General features: G+C 74.0%; 19 protein-coding genes and 3 pseudogenes. 13 read left to right on the top strand and 9 right to left on the bottom strand.

Annotated elements, in window-relative coordinates:
- Both ABD437_RS21175 and ABD437_RS21180 read left to right on the top strand, forming a co-directional pair.
- Positions 1-559, top strand: a pseudogene (locus tag ABD437_RS21175) (hypothetical protein); the annotation flags it as partial.
- A 436-nt stretch (positions 560-995) separates the two neighbouring features.
- Positions 996-1,526, top strand: coding sequence for a hypothetical protein (locus ABD437_RS21180; RefSeq protein ID WP_344650621.1), 531 nt, complete (start codon positions 996-998; stop codon positions 1,524-1,526).
- A gap of 91 nt (positions 1,527-1,617) precedes the next feature.
- Here ABD437_RS21180 and ABD437_RS21185 read toward each other — a convergent pair whose 3' ends face one another.
- Together ABD437_RS21185 and ABD437_RS21190 are read right to left on the bottom strand one after the other, a co-directional pair.
- Positions 1,618-1,977: a hypothetical protein gene (locus ABD437_RS21185; RefSeq protein WP_344650622.1), complete on the bottom strand. Its 360-nt coding sequence runs from the start codon at positions 1,975-1,977 to the stop codon at positions 1,618-1,620.
- Between the two features lie 107 nt (positions 1,978-2,084).
- Entirely contained in the window at positions 2,085-3,212 is a 1,128-nt protein-coding gene (locus tag ABD437_RS21190) for an FAD-dependent monooxygenase (protein ID WP_344650623.1), read from the bottom strand.
- Positions 3,213-3,282: 70 nt separating this feature from the next.
- Between ABD437_RS21190 and ABD437_RS21195 the strand changes: the two genes are divergently transcribed.
- Both ABD437_RS21195 and ABD437_RS21200 read left to right on the top strand, forming a co-directional pair.
- Positions 3,283-3,963: a TetR/AcrR family transcriptional regulator gene (locus ABD437_RS21195; protein WP_344650624.1), complete on the top strand. Its 681-nt coding sequence runs from the start codon at positions 3,283-3,285 to the stop codon at positions 3,961-3,963.
- An 8-nt stretch (positions 3,964-3,971) separates the two neighbouring features.
- Positions 3,972-4,361 carry a nuclear transport factor 2 family protein gene (locus tag ABD437_RS21200; RefSeq protein WP_344650625.1) on the top strand — a complete coding sequence of 130 codons (390 nt, stop codon included), beginning with the start codon at positions 3,972-3,974 and terminating at the stop codon, positions 4,359-4,361.
- A 6-nt stretch (positions 4,362-4,367) separates the two neighbouring features.
- Here the strand turns inward: ABD437_RS21200 and ABD437_RS21205 are convergent, their stop codons facing one another.
- Complete coding sequence (locus ABD437_RS21205) at positions 4,368-4,937, bottom strand: TIGR03086 family metal-binding protein (RefSeq protein ID WP_344650626.1); 570 nt, start codon at positions 4,935-4,937, stop codon at positions 4,368-4,370.
- Between the two features lie 97 nt (positions 4,938-5,034).
- Here ABD437_RS21205 and ABD437_RS21210 point away from each other — a divergent pair, with 97 nt between their 5' ends.
- From ABD437_RS21210 to ABD437_RS43065, 5 genes and pseudogenes are all read left to right on the top strand, one after another.
- Positions 5,035-5,661 (top strand): TetR/AcrR family transcriptional regulator, encoded by a 627-nt coding sequence (locus tag ABD437_RS21210; protein WP_344650627.1) that lies wholly within the window; start codon positions 5,035-5,037, stop codon positions 5,659-5,661.
- A 35-nt stretch (positions 5,662-5,696) separates the two neighbouring features.
- Positions 5,697-6,296: a TetR/AcrR family transcriptional regulator gene (locus ABD437_RS21215; protein ID WP_344650628.1), complete on the top strand. Its 600-nt coding sequence runs from the start codon at positions 5,697-5,699 to the stop codon at positions 6,294-6,296.
- Between the two features lie 22 nt (positions 6,297-6,318).
- Positions 6,319-6,756 (top strand): SUKH-4 family immunity protein, encoded by a 438-nt coding sequence (locus tag ABD437_RS21220; protein WP_344650629.1) that lies wholly within the window; start codon positions 6,319-6,321, stop codon positions 6,754-6,756.
- A gap of 247 nt (positions 6,757-7,003) precedes the next feature.
- Positions 7,004-7,450: pseudogene (locus tag ABD437_RS43060) on the top strand (WD40 repeat domain-containing protein); the annotation flags it as partial.
- Positions 7,451-7,501: 51 nt separating this feature from the next.
- Positions 7,502-7,843: pseudogene (locus ABD437_RS43065) on the top strand (WD40 repeat domain-containing protein); the annotation flags it as partial.
- An 8-nt stretch (positions 7,844-7,851) separates the two neighbouring features.
- On the opposite strand, the gene ABD437_RS21230 reads toward ABD437_RS43065, so the two are convergent.
- From ABD437_RS21230 to ABD437_RS21250, 5 genes are read right to left on the bottom strand one after another with little or no spacing between them, the layout of a single operon-like run.
- Positions 7,852-9,057 (bottom strand): MFS transporter, encoded by a 1,206-nt coding sequence (locus ABD437_RS21230; RefSeq protein ID WP_344650631.1) that lies wholly within the window; start codon positions 9,055-9,057, stop codon positions 7,852-7,854.
- A gap of 60 nt (positions 9,058-9,117) precedes the next feature.
- Positions 9,118-10,104 (bottom strand): TIGR03617 family F420-dependent LLM class oxidoreductase, encoded by a 987-nt coding sequence (locus tag ABD437_RS21235; protein WP_344650632.1) that lies wholly within the window; start codon positions 10,102-10,104, stop codon positions 9,118-9,120.
- A complete protein-coding gene (locus ABD437_RS21240) occupies positions 10,104-10,865 on the bottom strand; it encodes an SDR family NAD(P)-dependent oxidoreductase (protein WP_344650633.1) in 762 nt (253 codons plus the stop codon). The genes ABD437_RS21235 and ABD437_RS21240 overlap by 1 nt, the downstream gene beginning before the upstream one ends.
- A 9-nt stretch (positions 10,866-10,874) precedes the next feature.
- Positions 10,875-11,678 (bottom strand): crotonase/enoyl-CoA hydratase family protein, encoded by an 804-nt coding sequence (locus tag ABD437_RS21245; RefSeq protein WP_344650634.1) that lies wholly within the window; start codon positions 11,676-11,678, stop codon positions 10,875-10,877.
- Positions 11,675-12,445: an enoyl-CoA hydratase/isomerase family protein gene (locus tag ABD437_RS21250; RefSeq protein ID WP_344650635.1), complete on the bottom strand. Its 771-nt coding sequence runs from the start codon at positions 12,443-12,445 to the stop codon at positions 11,675-11,677. The genes ABD437_RS21245 and ABD437_RS21250 overlap by 4 nt, the downstream gene beginning before the upstream one ends.
- A gap of 90 nt (positions 12,446-12,535) precedes the next feature.
- Between ABD437_RS21250 and ABD437_RS21255 the strand changes: the two genes are divergently transcribed.
- Genes ABD437_RS21255 through ABD437_RS21270 form a run of 4 tightly spaced genes read left to right on the top strand, consistent with a single transcriptional unit; the run spans position 12,536 to position 16,261 of the window.
- Positions 12,536-13,489 (top strand): OB-fold domain-containing protein, encoded by a 954-nt coding sequence (locus ABD437_RS21255; protein WP_344650636.1) that lies wholly within the window; start codon positions 12,536-12,538, stop codon positions 13,487-13,489.
- A complete protein-coding gene (locus ABD437_RS21260; protein WP_344650637.1) occupies positions 13,489-14,541 on the top strand; it encodes a lipid-transfer protein in 1,053 nt (350 codons plus the stop codon). Before ABD437_RS21255 ends, ABD437_RS21260 begins: the two co-directional genes overlap by 1 nt.
- Positions 14,538-15,704, top strand: coding sequence for a thiolase domain-containing protein (locus ABD437_RS21265; protein ID WP_344650638.1), 1,167 nt, complete (start codon positions 14,538-14,540; stop codon positions 15,702-15,704). Before ABD437_RS21260 ends, ABD437_RS21265 begins: the two co-directional genes overlap by 4 nt.
- Positions 15,704-16,261 (top strand): TetR family transcriptional regulator, encoded by a 558-nt coding sequence (locus ABD437_RS21270; RefSeq protein WP_344650639.1) that lies wholly within the window; start codon positions 15,704-15,706, stop codon positions 16,259-16,261. The genes ABD437_RS21265 and ABD437_RS21270 overlap by 1 nt, the downstream gene beginning before the upstream one ends.
- Here the strand turns inward: ABD437_RS21270 and ABD437_RS21275 are convergent.
- On the bottom strand, positions 16,212-17,384 hold the full coding sequence (locus ABD437_RS21275) for a serine hydrolase domain-containing protein (protein WP_344650640.1): 1,173 nt from the start codon (positions 17,382-17,384) through the stop codon (positions 16,212-16,214). The two genes, ABD437_RS21270 and ABD437_RS21275, sit on opposite strands and share 50 nt — an antisense overlap.
- Positions 17,385-17,388 lie beyond the last annotated feature (4 nt).

A 17,388-nucleotide genomic window follows, 5' to 3' on the forward strand; every position in this document is an offset into this window, starting at 1 on the left:
GGTGGTCGGGTGGGGTGTCGACCGGCCGGAGCCGCCGGCCGACGCGGTGGCGGGGTTGCGGCAGGAGGTCGCGACGCTGCGTGCGGAGCGGGACGCGCGCACGGCCGCGGCGGCGCGCCGGCAGGACGCGCGGACCGCCGCGGCGGCCCGGCAGCGCGAGCGGCTCACCAGGGTGGCCGACGCGTTCGCCGGGCTCGACGGGGTGCGGGTCGAGCGGCGGCCCACCGAGGTGAGGCTGGTGTTCACGTCGGGGTTGTTCCGCTCGTCGACCGAGTTGACGGCGACGGCCCGGCCGGTGCTGGCCGAGGTGGGTCGCCGGCTGGCGCCCCTGGCCGTGGTGACCACCGTGGTGGGTCACACGGTCGCGGTGCCGGGCGGACGGACGAGCGGCGGTTCGGTGGTGGGGTACGGCCGGGCCGAGGTGGCGACGCGGGAGCTGGCGGCGGCGTCCGGGTGGTCGCTGGCGGAGTTCGTGCTGGAGAGCGCGGAACAGTCGGACGGGCCGTTCCCGGACGCCCGGCGCAACCGGACGGTGACGATACGGCTGCGCCCGGTGTGATTCCCGGTGAAGTCCGGCGCGCGCCCGGACGCGGCTGCGAGGCTGAGGAGCGATCGCTGGCCTCCCCACGGCGAACGGAGGTGCAACCGTGCCCGCACCCGACGCCACCCGAGCGCAGGACGGCCCCGAGCCGGACGGCGAACCGTGCGACGGTCCCGGCCCCGATCGTGATCGGGACGATGACCACGGGCCGGGTCCTGATCGGCGCGATGGCGATAAGGCCGGTCGTGACGCGGTGGAGGGCCACGGGCCGGGGCGAGACGCCCGAAATGGCCACTGGCCCGGTGGTGATGCGCCGGCCGGCGACGGACGGGGTCATGGTTCGCGCGACGGTTACAGAACGCGTGGTGAGGTGCCGGACGGGCGCGGGGCGCTGGGGGGCGGGTTGGAGGAGTTTCGGGCGGCGGCTCGGGCGGCGGCGTCGGCTCGGGCGGTGATGACCAATGCGGCTCGGCAGCGGGAGGTGGCGCTGGCGGCGGTGCGGCAGGCGGAGGAGTCGGCGCGGCACTACCGCGAGATCGATCTGCTGCGGACCGAGGACGCCCGCCTGGACCGGGAGCTCGAGGCCGCCCGTACCGAACTCGTGGCGGCTGAGCGGGCGGCGGCCACCGCGCGCAGTGCCGCGGGCCGGCTGCCGTTGACCGCGCTGACGCGTCGGCGGGAGGCCAGATCGGACGCGGCCCGGGCCACCGCGATCGCGGACGCCGCCAGGGTTCGTCTGGTCGCGGCGGAGGAAGCGGCCGGGTCGCGACGGACGCTCACCGACGCACGGGTGGCGCGCGAGCACGCGTCGGTGCGGTTCTCCCGGGCCGAGGTCCACGCCCGACTCGAGCGCCTCCGCGACGCCGACGAGCGCCTGCTCGCCGCGCAGGCCGCCGCCGAGGACGCGGCCGCGATCGAACGCGCCGCCGCGGCCCGCCGCCGCCCCCGACCGAGCCCGCCCCCCACCGAGCCCACCCCCGACTGAGGGCGCCCCTGATCGAAGCCGCCCCTGACCCAACTCGGCTCTGAGCAACGTCGCCCGTGGACGCGGACGGAACCCGCTGGCGGGCGGGGAATCACCCCGCGTCGGAAGCGGCGTCGACAATGGCCGGATCGGGTTCCGGCTGGCCGGGGAAGAGTCTTCGCCACAGATCGCGCTGGGCTGCGGCCGCGGAACCGCCGAACTCCCCGACGGACTCCCGCCACCACCCGCTGACCTCGGAACAGCCGGCCATGGCGCGTGCCAGCTCGTCGCGCAGCCACGTGTAGTGACCGTCGTCCAGGCTGGCGCGGAGGTCGGCGATGCCGCTGGGATCGAAGTTCCAGCAGTAGGTGCGCAGGATCTGGCGTAAGCGCAGGGACGGGACGGTGCGATCGTGCGTGCCTGGTATCGAAGGAGCCTGCATGGCGTGTTCCTCCCGCAACGGCGTGTTCACCCGAGCGTCAGGCTAGCGATACGCAACGCACATGAACACACTCCGACGGGCTCGAATTTGTGAGAACCAATGTGTGAATCGCAAATCTGCAATTCCCGCAACAACCGTCAGGCGTAGCTGGGGAGGGCCGGGTCCGACGCGAAGTTGTCGGTGCTCTTCAGCAGCAGGTCGCGCACGAACGCCCGGCGGAACAGCGAGTTGCGCAGCCACAGCCCCGACCGGGTACGCGGCGCGAGGAAACGGCCCGGGTCGGCGCGCTTCTGCCAGCGGCCGGCGTACGGGCGCAGGTGCTGCTCGTACGCGCTGAGCGGGCGGCCGGCCGCCAGCTCACCGGCGAGCACGTACGCGCCGACGATCCCGGTACCCACGCCCATCCCGCCCAGCGTGACGCCCCACGCTGCGTCGCCGAGCAGCGCGACCCGCCCGTTCGTCCACGTCGGCGCCTGGACCCGGCTGATCGAGTCGAAGTAGAGCTCCGGGGCGTCGGCCAGGCCGGCCAGCAGCTCCGGCACCCGCCAGCCGAGGCCGCGGAACGTCGAGGTGATCAGTTCCTTCTGTTGTGCGACGTCGTGGAAGTCGACGGGCAGCTCGGGTGCGGCGAACACGAGCATCGCGGCGGTCGGGCCGAGCACCGCGAGCCGGCCCGGCACCCCGTAGTGCAGCACGTCGGAGCCGGTGCCGGACACGTTCCAGCCGGCCAGGTAGTAGCGGAGATGGCGCACGAAGTCGCGCTCCGGCCCGAAACTGAGCCGCCGCACGCCGGAGTGCATCCCGTCGGCGCCGACGACGACGTCGAACGTGCGGGTGGCCGCGCGCCGGAACTGCACCTCGACGCCGTCGGGGGTCTCGGTGAGGCCGGTGATCGTGTCGCCGAAGACGTACTCGGTGGACGGGGCGCTGTGGCGGACCAGCGTCGCGGACAGGTCGCTGCGCCGCACCTCCAGCTCGCCGCCGGTGAACTCGGGCGGTAACCGGAAGATCTCGCTGCCGTCCTCGGCCACGAACGTCATCGCGCTGCCGTGGGTCTGCTGCTCGCGCAGGTCGTCGAGGACGCCGAGTCGTTCGAGGACACCCAGGTGGGTGGGGCCGCGGAAGTCGACGGCGAAGCCGCTGGTGCGCACGCGCGGTGCGACCTCGACGACGGTGACGTCGGCGCGGGCGTGGACACGCCGGAACGCCAGCGCGAGGGCCGGGCCGGCCACGCCGGCTCCGGAGATCAGTACTCGAATCGTCATGGGCAAAACTGTATCCGTTGGATACAGATTACGCTAGACGCAGTTGACGACGACGACGCGAGGAGAACGAGTGGATGTCCTGTGGGGCGAGCGGCCCACACCCCGGCGAGGCCCGCGCCCGGCGTTCGACCGCGAGCGCATCGCCAGGACCGGCATCGAGATCGCCGACCGGGAGGGCCTCGCCGCGGTGACCATGCAGCGCGTCGCCGAGAGCCTCGGCGTCACGAAGATGGCGCTCTACCGGTACGTGCCCGGCAAGGCCGAACTCGTGGCGCTGATGGTCGACATCGGAATCGGCGAGCCGCCGGAGGTCACCGGCGCGACCTGGCGTGCGGTCCTCGCGGTCTGGGCGCGCGAGCTGTTCGCGCGTTTCTCCGAGCACCCGTGGTCGCTCGAGGCCACCCGCGGCGCCCGCCTCGTCGGGCCGAACGAGCTCGGCTGGATGGAGGTCGCGGTCGCCGCCCTGGCCGGCTCCGGGCTCGACGGCGCGGAGACGCTCGACACGGTCGTGGTGCTGACCGGCCACGTGCGTGCGCTCGGCGAGCAGACCGGGGCGTTCGACACGGTGTCGGCCGAGGACGCGCTGACGACCGGGTTCCAGGCGATCCTGGCCGGACGCGAGGACCGGTTCCCGGCGGTGACGGCGGCGTTCGCCTCGGCCGCGGCGAGCGGCAAACAGAACCAGGCCCTCGATTTCGGCGTCGAGCGCATCCTGGACGGCGTGGCCGCCCTGATCGCGTCCCGCCGGTAAAATCGAGTATGGACACCGAGGCGATGTACCAGCGTTACGTCCTGGCCGGCGCGATCCGGCGCGACCCGGGCGCGGTCGCCGAGCTCTTCACCGCCGACGGTGTCCTGGAGTCGCCGCTGGTGCCGGCCGGGCATCCGTTTCCGCCCCGGCTCGCCGGCCGCGACGCGATCCGCCGCGGCCTGGCCGACTACTACGCCCGGTCGACGCCGCGCGGCGGCACCGTCGACGGCGAGCGGTCCTCGCTCGTGCTGCACCACGCCGGCCCGGACACGCTGATCGCCGAGCTGGACGCCGCGTTCACCGACGCGCCGCCGGTCTCGATGGTGCAGGTCTTCCGGTTCCGCGACGGCCTGATCGCGCACCTGCGTGACTACTTCCACCCCGACGCGCTCGGCTGACGCCCCTCAGCGCGACCACTCGGGGTCGCGGCCGAGGAAGCGCAGGAGCCGGGCCGCCGCGTCGTCGCCGGGCTCCGGGTCGAGCGCGGGGCCGAACGCGAACGCGCGCAGGGCCCCGGCGATCAGCTCGGCGACCGGGATGAGGTGCGCGGCCAGCTCCGGCGTCAGCGGCGAGGGCTGACCGGTCGCCACCGCGACGTCCCACGCGTGGACGGCGGCGTCGAGCGCGGCCGCGTCGACCACGGTCTCGGCCGGCAGCGGCCCGAGCGGTAACGGGCACGCCACCTCGGGCGTGCCCGGCGCGACCGTGGCGAACGCCGCCGCCGCGGCGGCCAGCGCCGCGTCCAGGTCGGTGGCGCCCGGCCGGCCCTCCGACGGCGCGAACGGGTCCTCGGCCGGCCCTCCGCTCCCGGTGATCGCGGCCGCGTAGCCGAGCTGGTCACCGGCGGCGTGCCGCACCACCTGGGCGACGTTCCACTTCTCGCACGGCGTGCGCAGCGCCCAGCCGCTCTCCCCGATTCCGGCGACGACCGACCGCAGCGCCCCGTGAGCCTGCTCCAACACGGTCCACGACATCGCACAGCTCCCTCGTTTCGGAACGGAACCAATCGTTCCGTTCGAGGTCTCCACCCTAACGGAATGGATCGTTCCGTTCAAGGGATATGCTGACGTCATGCCGAGCCTGAGCGGACGTCGCGCCGAAGCCGCGCGCAACGACCGGACGATCCTCGAAGCCGCCCGCGAGGTGTTCCTGCGCGACCCCACCGCGCCGATGTCCGCGGTCGCCGACGCCGCCCACGTCGGCATCGGCGCGCTCTACCGGCGGTACGCCAGCAAGGACGACCTGCTCCGCACGCTCTGCGGCAACGGGCTCACGCAGTTCGTGGCGATCGCCGAGCAGGCCGCCACGGTCGACGACCCCTGGGACGCCTTCGCCGGCTACATCACCGCGATCGTCGAGGCCGACGTGCACTCGCTGACCGTCCGCCTGGCCGGCACGTTCACCACGACCGCCGAGCTGAGCACCCTGGCCGGCCGGGCCTCGACGCTCGGCACCGCGCTGTTCACGCGCGCGCTGGACGCCGGAGCGCTCCGCGGCGACCTGCAGCCCAACGACGTCACGATGGTCTTCGAACAGCTGGCGGCGATCCGCCTCGACGACGCCGGGCGCACCGCGGCGCTGCGCCGCCGGTATCTGACGCTGCTGCTCGACGCCCTGCGGCCCGCGGCCGCGGCGACCCCGCTGCCCGGCACCGCCCCCACCCCCGCTGAACTGGGCGAGCGCTGGCGCCGCGAGTAGACGACAGTTGTCGGTCTGCTCTAGCGTCGGCCGATGTGAGCGCCAAACGGCCGATGATCGACAACACCGACCCGCGGGCCGTCCGCACCCGGGAGAAGCTGCTGGCCGCGTTCCGGGACGCGGTCCGCACGCAGGACCCGGCCCAGATGACCGTGGCCGCGCTCACCCGCACGGCCGGCGTCAACCGCACCAGCTTCTACACGCACTTCGCGTCGCCCGAGGACCTCGCGGTGCACGCGCTGAGCGAGCTGTTCGACCTGGTCGGCAACGCCGACATCGTGCTGCGCGCGGACGGCTCGGTGACCGGCGTGCAGGCCAGCCGGCGCGCGCTCACCGACATCGTCGGGTTCGTCGCCGAGCGCCGCGCCTCGTACGTGAACCTGCTCGGGCCGGGTGCGGCGCCCACGGTGAAGAAGGCGATCACCGACGCCTACGTGCGGCGCACGATCGAAGCGCTGGAACGCAACGAGAACCGCCCGCCCGACGTCGACCCGGTCGTCACCGCGCACTTCCTGGCCGGCGGCGTCCTCGGGGTGCTCGGCGGCTGGCTCGCGGCCGAGGAGCCCGAGCGCTCCCCCGACGCGCTCGTCGAGGCGCTGATCCGCTGCCTACCGGCCTGGATCGTCGCCGGCTGACGGCCACCTCTAAGGTGCGCACGTGCCACTTAGCGACACCGACATCGCCGCCGCGCTCGCGGACGTCCTCGACGGCGACCTCACGCTCCCCTACCCCGGCGACTGGGGCATCGGCCCCGACGGCAACGGCCGCACCCGCGTCGCCGTCGACCAGGGTCTGTCCACCATCGTCGTCGACCGCACTGACGGCACGGTGCTGCTGGTGGGCCCGGACGGCGACGAGTCGGTGATCAACAGCTCCCCGGACACCCTCGCCGAGTTCGCCGGGCAGTACAGCGCCGCGCTGGGCGCGTCGGCGGTGCCCGACGACGCGGACGAGGCCGACGAGTACTGGGAGTCGCTCGGCGAGCAGCTGCTCGAGCGGTTCCGGGGCATCGACCCGGTGGCCGTCGAGGACGCGGAGAGCTTCTGGTCGGTGGCCGTCGAAGAACTCGGGTACGGCATGCACGCCCCGAACTGACGCTTACGGTGAGCGGGTGGACGTGCTCGACTCCGGCGGCGCGGACCGCCCGCCCCGGTTCCGGCCGCCCCCGTTCCGGCCGCCCCCGTTCCGCCGGCCGCGGCTCGGGGTGCGGGGCCGGGTGGTGCTGGCGGTCGTGCTCGCCGCGGTGCTCGGCACCGTGGTCTGGGCGAACCGGCCGTCGGACACGATCACCGGCGCCCGCCTGCTCACCACGCTCGACGACGGCGGGACCGGCGCGGGCATCGTGCGCAGCGTCGCGTTCAGCCCGGACGGCCGGCTGCTGCTGACCGGCGGGGACACCCGGTCGCCGACGCTGTGGGACGTCGCCGCGCGCCGGGCGCTGCGCACGTTCGAGGTGGACTACCGGCTGCCGGTCAGCAGCGTCGCGTTCAGCCCCGACGGGCGCACCGTCGCGTTCGTCGGCGGACCGCTGCAGCTCTGGGACACCGCCACCGGGGCCCGCCGGCCCGGTCCGGCGTCCGGCCAGGCCATCGGCGTCACCGCGGTGGCGTTCGGGCGTACCGGCCGGATCGCGACCAGCGACACCGGCGGGAGCGTCTACCTCTGGGACGCGGCCACCCGCACCGCGCTCGGGCCGCCGATCGAGGTCTACGACATCGGTGACGTGCTCGACGTCGGGTTCTCGCCGGACGGGCGCCGGATCGCCACCGCGGGCGGCGACGGTGTCGTCGAGTTCTACGACGTCGAGACCCGGCGCCGCAGCGGCGGCGAGCTGATCGGGCACGAGGGCCCGGTGCTCGGCGTGTCCTGGAGCCCGGACGGCACGACGCTGGCCACCGCCGGCTCCGACGGCACCGTCCGGCTCTGGGACCTCGCCGGCCGCGAGCCGATCGGCGCGCCGCTGACCGGCCACGACGGCAGCGTCTACGAGGTGGCGTTCGCGCCCGACGGTCGCACGCTGGCCAGCGCCGGCGAGGACGGCACCGTGCGGCTCTGGGACATCGGCGACCACGAACGGCTGCAGGTGCTGCGCGGGCCCGGCAGCGCGGTCTACGACGTCGCGTTCTCCCCCGACGGCCGCACGCTGGCCACCGCGGGCGCCGACACCCGCCTCTGGGAGCTGCGCCGGGGCTAGCGGAACCGGGCGATCGTGGCGCTGAGGAGCACCAGGAGGAGCGCGGCGGCCGGCACCACGAGCAGACCGGTCCGCAGCGTCCAGGTGTCGGCGAGCGCACCGATCAGGGGCGGTGCCAGCAGGCTCCCGACCCGGGACACGCTGCCCACCAGGCTCAACCCCACCCCGGCACGCAGGCCGGGCAGGCCGTCGGCGTAGCGCATCGCCGCCGGGATCATGGTGGCGATGCCCAGGCCGGCCGCGCCGAACGCGGCGATCGTGCCCGCCGTCGACGGGACGGCCAGTGCCGCGCCGACGCTCACCCCGGCGAGCGCGGCGCCGGCCCCGGCGACCAGCGGGTCGCCCCAGCGGGTGACCAGGCGGTCGCCGACGAGACGCCCCAGGGTCTGCATCGACTGCAGCGCAGCGAACGCCAGCCCGCCGACCGCCGGCGCGGCGCCGAGACCCTCGCGCAGGTACACCCCGCTCCAGGTCGCGCCGGTGTCCTCGATTCCCTGGGCGAGCGTGGCCAGGCACCCCAGCACCAGGACGCCGACGCCCAGCCGCACCCGCCGCCGCACGGGGGCCGGCGCCGCACCGGGCCGGGCGAGCGGACCGGCGGGCCGGCCGTCCTCGCCGGTGAGCAGGAACCGGGACGCGGTCGACGCGACCAGCCCGAGCACGACGGCCACGATCGAGAAGTGCACGACCGGCGGCACGTCCCCGCCGGCGGCCGCGCTCCCGAACACTCCCCCGGTGACCGCACCGATGCTCCAGACGGCGTGCAGCGAGTTGAGGATCGAGCGGCGGTAGAGCCGTTCCACCCGCAGGGCGTGCGCGTTCTCCGCGATGTCGGCCACCGTGTCCAGCGAGCCCGCGACGAAGAGCGCGGCGGCGAACGACCACCAGGACCCGGCCAGCCCGACGACGACGAGGTTCGCGCAGGCGCCGAGCGTCACCGCGGTGGCCACCCGGCCCGATCCCCAGCGGCTGACGACCAGGCCGCCGCCGAACCCGACGAGCAGCGCGCCGAGCCAGAACGCGGCCACGGCCGAGCCCAGGCCCGCGTTCGACAGCCCCAGGTGCTCCTTCACGTCCGGGTACCGGGGCACGACGCTGGCGAAGACGGCGCCGTTGGTGAAGAACAACGCCGCCACCGCCGCCCGGGCCCGCCGCGCCGCGGGGCCGGGCCGGAGGGCGCCGGGGCGCTCGGGAGAGGTCACCGGAGCAAGCCTGCCGCAGCCGACCCGCTCTGCCCTCCCCCCACGCCGGAGGCCGGAAAGCTAGGCCCGGGCCGCGGTGACGAACTCGGTCCAGGTCTCCGGGTCGATCGGGTACGCGGTGTACGCGGACGCCCGGTCCACGACGCCGCTCAGCTTGGCCGCGAACGCCGCCCCGGCCGCGGCCGGCGTACCGACGACGGCGAACTCGTGCAGCATCTCGTTGTCGATCAGCCCGGCCATCTCGTCCCAGCGGCCCTGTTTGGAGAGTGCGGTCAGCTCCGGCTGGACGTCACCCCAGCCGTGCAGTTCCAGCACCGACCGGTACGCGGGCGTGGACGCGTAGAACGCGATCTGCTTCCTCGTACCGGCGACCGCCGCCGCCAGCGACGCGTCGTCGCGCCCGGTCGCGACGAACGCCGGCCCGCAGATCGTGAAACCGGTCAGGTCCTCCCGGCCGCGCCGCAGCGCCGGGAGCGTGACCTCCTCGACGTAGCGCCGGGTGGTGAACGCGTGCAGGATGAACCCGTCCGCGACCTCGCCCGCCACCGCGGTCATCTGCTCGCCGACGCCGGCCAGATACACCGGCGGCGGCCCCCACTCGTGCGGCGGCGGCGCGAACATCGGCGTCATCAGCGTGTGCGTGTAGAACTCGCCGCGGAAGTCCAGCGGGGTGCCGTCCTGCCAGGCCGACCAGATCGCCCGCAGCGCGAGCACGTACTCACGCATCCGCGCCGCCGGGCGTGACCACGGCATCGAGAAGCGCCGCTCGACGTGGGCCTTGACCTGCGAGCCGAGGCCCAGCACGAACCTGCCCCGGCTGTAGCGCGCGAGGTCGAAGGCGGTGCCCGCGAGCGTCATCGGCGAGCGGGCGAACGCGATCGCCACCGACGTACCGACGTCGAGGCGCGTCGTGGCGTCGGCGACGCGCAGCGCGATCAGGAACGGGTCGTGGGTGGTCTCCGGGATCCACACCCCGTCGTAGCCCGCGGCCTCGACCTCCCGTGCGGCCTCGGCCGTGCCCTCGCGCAGGCCGCCGTCCAGGCGCATCAGAAGCCTCCCGCTCCGCCGTCGACGACCACCCGGTGCCCGTTGACGTACCCGGCGCTCACCAGGAACAGCACCGCCTCGGCGACCTCGTCGGCCGAGCAGACGTGCCCGTAGGGCGACCGGCCGTCCAGTTCGCGGAGGTCGGCGGCGCCCACGGTCGCGCGGGCCAGCCGGAAGCCCATCTCGGTGTCGACCAGCCCGGGCGCGACCACGTTCACGTGCACGCCGTGCCCGGCCTCCTCGCGGGCGAGCGTGCGGGCCAGCGCCTCCACCGCGGCCTTGCCCATCGTGTACGGCGCCCCGCCCGGCGGCGCCGTGTGCGCGGCGATGCTGGACACGAAGACCAGGTCCGACCGCGGCGCCCGGCGCAGGTGCGGCAGCGCGACCTGGGCGAGCCGGTGCGGCCCGAGCGCGTGGACACGCAGCACCCGCTCGAGTTCGGCCGGGTCGGTGTCGACGACGGTGCGGCCCCGGCTGGCGATGCCGGCGTTGCTCACGACCAGGTCGAGCCCGCCGAGGTCGGCGACCGCGGACGCCACCGCGGCGTCGGTCTCCCCGGCGTCCGCGATCGACGCCCGGTAGGCCCGGGCGCGACGCCCGAGCTCCTCGATCGACGCGACGGTGTGCGCGGCGGCGTCCTCGTCGCGCACGTACGTCACCGCGACGTCGGCACCGGCCGCGCCCAGCGCCAGCGCGACGGCCCGCCCGATGCCGCGCCCGCCGCCGGTGACCAGTGCCCGCCTGCCTGCCAGCTGTCCCATCACCGCACCCTAGGCGCCGACGAAGTTCGGGGACCGTTTCTCCAGGAAAGCCCGTGGCCCCTCGGCCGCGTCCGCCGAGGCCATCACCGACCGCCCGAGCGCCTCCTCGATCGCGAACGCCGACTCCTCGGGCAGCGTCTCGGTCTGACGCAGCGTCGCCAGGATCGCCCGCACGGCCAGCGGCCCGTTCGCCGCGATGCGCGCGGCGATCTCCCGCGCCGTGGCCAGCGCCTGCCCGTCCGGCACCACGCGGTTGATCAGCCCGAGTTCGTAGGCCCGGGCCGCCGGGATGTCGGCCCCGGTGAGCAACATCTCGGCCGCGACCGCGTACCCCATCTGCCGGCGCAGCCGCACCGCCGACCCGGCCATCGGGAACAGCCCGCGCTGCACCTCGGTGACGCCGAACACCGCGCTCCGGCCGGCCACCCGGATGTCGGTGCCCTGCAGGATCTCGGTGCCACCGGCACGCGCCACGCCCTCGGCGGCCAGGATGACCGGCTTGGTCGGACGGTACGTCTTGAGGTAGGCGGCCAGCGAGATGCCCGGCTCGTCCTGCAGCCGGGCGATCCACTCGTTGTCACGCACGCCCGCGCGCAGCCGTCCGATCTCGGCCAGGTCCATGCCGGCGCAGAACGTCGGGCCGCGGCCGGTCAGGATCGCCACCCGTAACGTGTCGTCGGCGTCCAGGCGTTTCCACGCGTCCAGCAGCCGGCACAGCACCTCGGCGTTGGTGGCGTTGCGTTTCTCCGGACGGTTGAGCGTGACGGTCAGCACGGGGCCGTCCGCCTCGGCCAGCACCAGCGGTTCGGTCACGGTGCACCTTTCGAATCCTCGAGGTGGCCGCGGATCGCGGCCCCGATGGCCGGGGACTGCAGGAGCTCGGCGAACGCGGCGCCTTCCCGGCGCCGGGCCGCGGCGACGAGGTCCCGCCGGGCCGCGGTGATCAGCGCCTTGGTGGCACGCACCGAGGCCGGCGGGTGCGCGGCGATCGTGGCCCCGAGTTCGAGCGCGGCCGGGAGCAGGTCCTCCGCCGGGTGGCGCGCCAACGCCAGACCGGACGCGACGGCGTCGGCCGCGGAGATCCACTCCGACGTCAGGAGCGCGGCCGCCGCACGCTGGAACCCCATCCGCTCGGGCAGCAGGTAGCTGCCCGCCGCCTCGGGCACGACCCCCATCTGTGTGAACGGCGCCCGGAGGCGCGCGTTCTCCGACACCAGCACCAGGTCGCAGTGCGCGAGCAGGGTGAGCCCGAGCCCCACCCCGGCGCCGTTCACGGCGGCGATCAGCGGCTTGCCGAACGCCACCACCGCGTCCAGGAAGACGTCGAACGGCGGACCGGCGGCGCCCTCGGCGGCGTTCGCCATCTCGGCCAGATCGGTGCCCGCGGTGAACGACCGCCCGGCGCCGGTGAGCACCACGACGCCGACCGTCTCGTCCCGGTCGGCGGCGGCGAGCGCCGCGGCGGCGGCCCGGTAGAGCGCCGCGTCGAACGCGTTCGCGCGGTCCGGCCGGTCGAACGTCACCACCCGCACCCGGCCGTGGTCCTCGATCCCGACGCGACCTTCCGAAGCAGCGGCCACCCGAGTCCCTCCGCTTGACGCAACACTGTGATTACACCGTAATCTAGAACGCGTTCTCGCTTCGGCGAAACCCCGAACGGAGGGTCGGATGTGACAACGTTCGTCGAGTCGACCGTACGGTTCCCGTACAAGCGGTCGTTAGGCCCGGTCATCGGGCACTTCATGACGCAGCTGACCGAGAAGCGCCTGGTCGGCATCCGCTCCGGGGAGCGGGTGATCGTCCCGCCGCTGGAATGGGACCCGGACACCGCCGAGCAGCTCGAGCCGAACTTCGTCGAGGTGGGGCCGGCCGGCACCGTGCGCAGCTGGTGCTGGGTCGCCCGGCCGTCCGCGCAGCACCCGCTCCGCCACCCGTTCGCGTTCGCGTTGATCCAGCTGGACGGGGCCGACACGACGGTGATGCACGCGGTCGACGCCGGGGAGATCTCCACGATGGAGACCGGCATGCGGGTCGCGCCGCGGTGGCGGGCGACGCGCGTCGGGCACATGACCGACATCGAGGCGTTCGTCCCCGGCGAGGAGCCGGTCAGCCCGGCCGACGATCAGGGCCCGGCCGCCGAGCCGGTCACGATGATGAACTACGACGCGCAGATCGCGTACACCACGCCGGTGCCGGAGACCCAGCTCGTCTTCGCGAGGGCGTTCGCGCAGGGACGCATCGTCGGGCTGCGGTGCCCGAACTGCAACCGGATCTACACGGGTCTGCAGCAGGCCTGCCCGGTCTGCGCGATCCCGCTGACCGCGAGCCACGAGGTCGAGCTGCCGCAGACCGGCACGATCACGACGTTCACCATCATCACCCCGGTGCAGTACCCGGGCCAGACCGAGACCGAGCCGTTCGCCCGCGTCCACGTCCTCTCCGACGACGCCGGCGCCGTGCACGCCTACCAGCCGGTCGTCGACCTGCCGAACGAGGACGTCCGCCCGGGTCTGCGGGTCAGGGCCGTCTGGACGGAGCAGGACGGAACGAAGGAACTGGCCGGCTGGACCCCCACCGGCGAACCCGACCTCGACGACCCGACGATCGTGAATCGGATCTTCTGATGGAACCTATCGCCATCGTCGGCTGGAGCATGACTCCGATGGTCCGGCGCACCGACAAGTCCGAGGCCCGCCTGCTCTTCGACGTCGTCACCGGCGCCACCGAGGACGCCGGCATCACCCGCGCCGACGTCGACTTCTCCTGCGCGGGCTCCTGCGACTACGTGGCCGGGCAGGCGTTCTCGTTCGTGCAGAACATCGACGCGGTCGGCGCCTGGCCGCCGAAGCGTGACTCGCACGTGGAGATGGACGGCGCCTGGGCGCTCTACGAGGCCTGGGTGCGCCTGCAGCTCGGCGACATCGACGTCGCGATCGCGATGGGTTCCGGCCGGTCGTCGACCGCGGACCCGGCGACGATCTACCCGATGGAGATGGACCCGTACTACCTCGCACCGCTGGGCGCGGACGCGCTGTCGTTCGCCGCGCTGCAGGCCCGCGTGCTGCTCGACGCCGGCCTGGTGACCGAGCGGCAGCTGGCCGAGATCGCGGCACGCACCCGGCGCGACGCCCGGGACAACCCGTACGCCCAGGTCTCCGGCGACTTCGACGTCGACACGCTGCTCACCGAGGATTTCGTCCGGGCTCCGCTGCGGCGCCACGACGTCTCGCCGATCACCGACGGTGCCGCCGCCGTGGTCATCGCCCGCGGCGACAAGGCCCGGGAGCTCACCGATCACCCGGTGTGGATCACCGGCTTCGCGCACTCGGCCGAGCCGCACCAGCCGGGCGTGCGTGACCTGACCACGTCGAAGTCGGCCGCGCGGGCCGCGAAGGCCGCGGGCGCCGACCGGGGCCCGATCGAGGTCGCCGAGCTGCAGACCGCGTTCACGCACGAGGAACCCGTCCTGGCCGCCGCGCTGGGGCTGGAGAACGTGCCGATCAACCCGTCCGGCGGCCCGCTGGCGGCCAACCCGGTCATGGCCACCGGGCTGGTCCGGGTCATCGAAGCCGCCCGGGCCGTCCGCGACCACGGCCGGCACCGGACGCTCGCGCACTCGACGTCCGGCCCGTGCCTGCAGCAGAACCTCGTCTGCGTGTTGGAGGGATCCCGGTGAGCAGCAAGCCCTGCGCCATCGTCGGCATCGGCCAGACCCACCACAAGACCCGTCGCTGGGACGTGTCGCTCGGCGGCCTGGTGCGCGAGGCCGCCACCCGCGCGCTCGAGGACGCCCAGCTGACCTGGGCCGACATCGACGCGGTCGTGCTCGGCAAAGCGCCCGACCTGTTCGAGGGCGTGATGAAGCCCGAGCTGTACCTCACCGACGCGCTCGGCGCCGCGGGCAAGCCGATGTTCCGCGTGCACACGGCCGGGTCGGTCGGCGGCACGACCGGCATCGTGGCCTCGCACCTGGTCGAGTCCGGCGTCCACCGCAACGTTCTGGCGGTGGCGTACCAGAAGCAGTCGGAGGGCAACGCGCAGTTCGCGCTGGGCTCGGGCAAGGGCGCGTCGCTGGGCGCCGGTGGGGCGTTCGCGCCGTACATGCGCGCGTACATCCGCACCACCGGCGCGCCGGCCGACATCGGGCCGATGGTCGCGGTGAAGGACCGGCTCAACGCGCTGAAGAACCCGTACGCGCACCTGAAGCTCAAGGACATCAGCATCGAGACGGTGAAGGACTCCCCGATGATGTGGGAGCCGGTGCGCTACCTCGAGTCGTGCCCGTCGTCGGACGGCGCGTGCGCGGTCGTGTTCACCGACGAGGCGGGCGGGAAAGCGGCGGCGTCGGACGGCCGCCCACCGGCGTGGGTGCTGGCGTCCGCGGTGCGCTCGGAGCCGTCGTCGTTCCCGGGCCGCGACCCGGTCTGGACGGTCGGGGCCGCCGACTGCGCCGCGGAGATCTACCGGACGGCGGGCATCACCCGGCCGCGTGAGCAGATCGACTGCGCCGAGCTCTACGTGCCGTTCAGCTGGTACGAGCCGATGTGGCTGGAGGCCCACGACCTCGCCGACCGCGGCGAGGGCTGGAAGATGGTCGAACGGGGCGACACCGCGCTCGACGGCTCGTTCCCGGTGAACATGTCCGGCGGTGTGCTGTCCAGCAACCCGATCGGCGCGTCCGGCCTGCTCCGCTTCGCCGAGGCCGCGCTGCAGGTGCGCGGGATGGCGGGCGAGCACCAGGTGGAGGGCGCGAAGGTCGCGCTCGCCCAGGCCTACGGGGCGTCCGCGCAGTACTACAGCATGTGGCTGGTCGGCAGCTCACTGGACCCGGTCGGTTGATGCCCACCGCGGACGAGATCGTCCGCGCCGCCGTCGGGATCCTGTACGAGCAGGGTCTCGACGCGGTGAGCATGCGCACGGTCGCCGCCCGGCTGGGAGTGTCCCCGGTGCCGCTCTACAGCCGGGTCGGCAACAAGGAGGCGCTGCTCGACGCGGTGGCCGACACCGTGCTCGCCGACGTCGCCCCGGCCCATTCGCCCGGCGAGAGCTGGCAGGACTACACGGTCCGCTGGGCCTCGACGCTCCGCGACCGCCTCACCGCGATCCCGGACATCCGGCGGCTGCTCAGCCTGCGCCGCTCCTCGCTCGTGCCCGCGGCCACCGCTCTCGTCGCGACCCTGCGCGACGAGGGCGGGTTCGGCGGCCGGGCGGCGATCGAGGCGGTGCAACTGCTGTCCTGGGCGACGATCGGCTACGCGGTGCTCGGGCACCCCCCGGACTCCCCGCCGCGGCCCGGCCCGTCCACCGTGACCAGGGACCAGGCCGACCACCTCTTCGACCGGCACATCAAGTACCTCGTGCAGGGGCTGGAGCGGGACCGGCCGCGTACCGGCTGACCCCGCGGAGGAACGCGACGGTCTCGTCCTCCCGGTTGGTCTCCTCGCCGGCCGACGTGCCGTAGGCGCGGTTCGCCGAGAGCTTCACGATCGTCGCGCGGCTCGGCGGATCCACGTACACGAACTGGTTGTAGACGCCGATCGCGCTGAACTCACCGCGGTTGCCCTCGGGCAGCCACCACTGGTAGCCGTACCCGAGGTTGACGCGCTCACCGCCGACGACCGGCTGCCACGGCGCGAGGTGCGGCGCACCGACCACGGTGGAGTCGTGCACCCAGTCGGCCGGCACGAGCTGCGTCCCCCGCCAGCGCCCGCCGAGGCGGTAGAGCTCGCCGAGGCGCGCGTAGTCCCGCGCGGTGAGGTTCAGCCCGCCGTAGGCGACCTCGGTGCCGGCCGAGTCGGCCAGCCAGTACCCCGGCGACTCGAACCCCAGCGGCTCGACCAGCTTCTCGGTCATGTACCCGCTGAGCGAACGCCCGGTCGCGTGCGCGATCAACGCGCCCAGCACCTGCGTCTCCCCGGAGTTGTACCGGCAGATCGTGCCGGGCCGGGCCTGGCGGGCCATCGTCGCGACGAACTCGTCGAGCGTGCCGAAACCGGCGAGCGCGGCGTTCAGCCGGAAGACGTCGGATCCCGGGTCGGCGTAGTCCTCGTTCCAGCGCGCGCCCGACGACATGCGCAGGACGTCGCGGATCGCCACGCCGTCGTAGGCCGACCCCGGGGCGACCGGCACGTACGTGCTGATCGGCTCGTCGACGCCCGCGATGTGCCCCTCGGCCAGCGCGATCCCGACCAGCGCGGAGACGAAGCTCTTCGCCACCGACATCGACAGCCACGGCACACCCGGCCCGCCGGTGAGCCAGTAGCTCTCGTGGCGCACGGCGCCGTCGACCAGCACGAGCAGCGCGGCGGTGTCGGTCTCGGCGAGGAACCCCTCGGTGGAGCGGGCCCGGCCGCGGTACTCGAACGTGTCCGGGAGCCCGACCGGGTCGCCCTGCGGCCAGGCGTACGGCGCGGATGACGGCGCCAGGTCGCGGGTGGGCACGAAGTCGTTCATCCGGCAGAAGTTCTCGTGCTGCGGCACCCCGGTGAACAGCCCGACGTCGACGATGGACTTGGCCATTGAT

The organism is Cryptosporangium japonicum, from assembly GCF_039524755.1.
In the GTDB taxonomy this organism is placed as follows: Bacteria; Actinomycetota; Actinomycetes; order Mycobacteriales; family Cryptosporangiaceae; genus Cryptosporangium; species Cryptosporangium japonicum.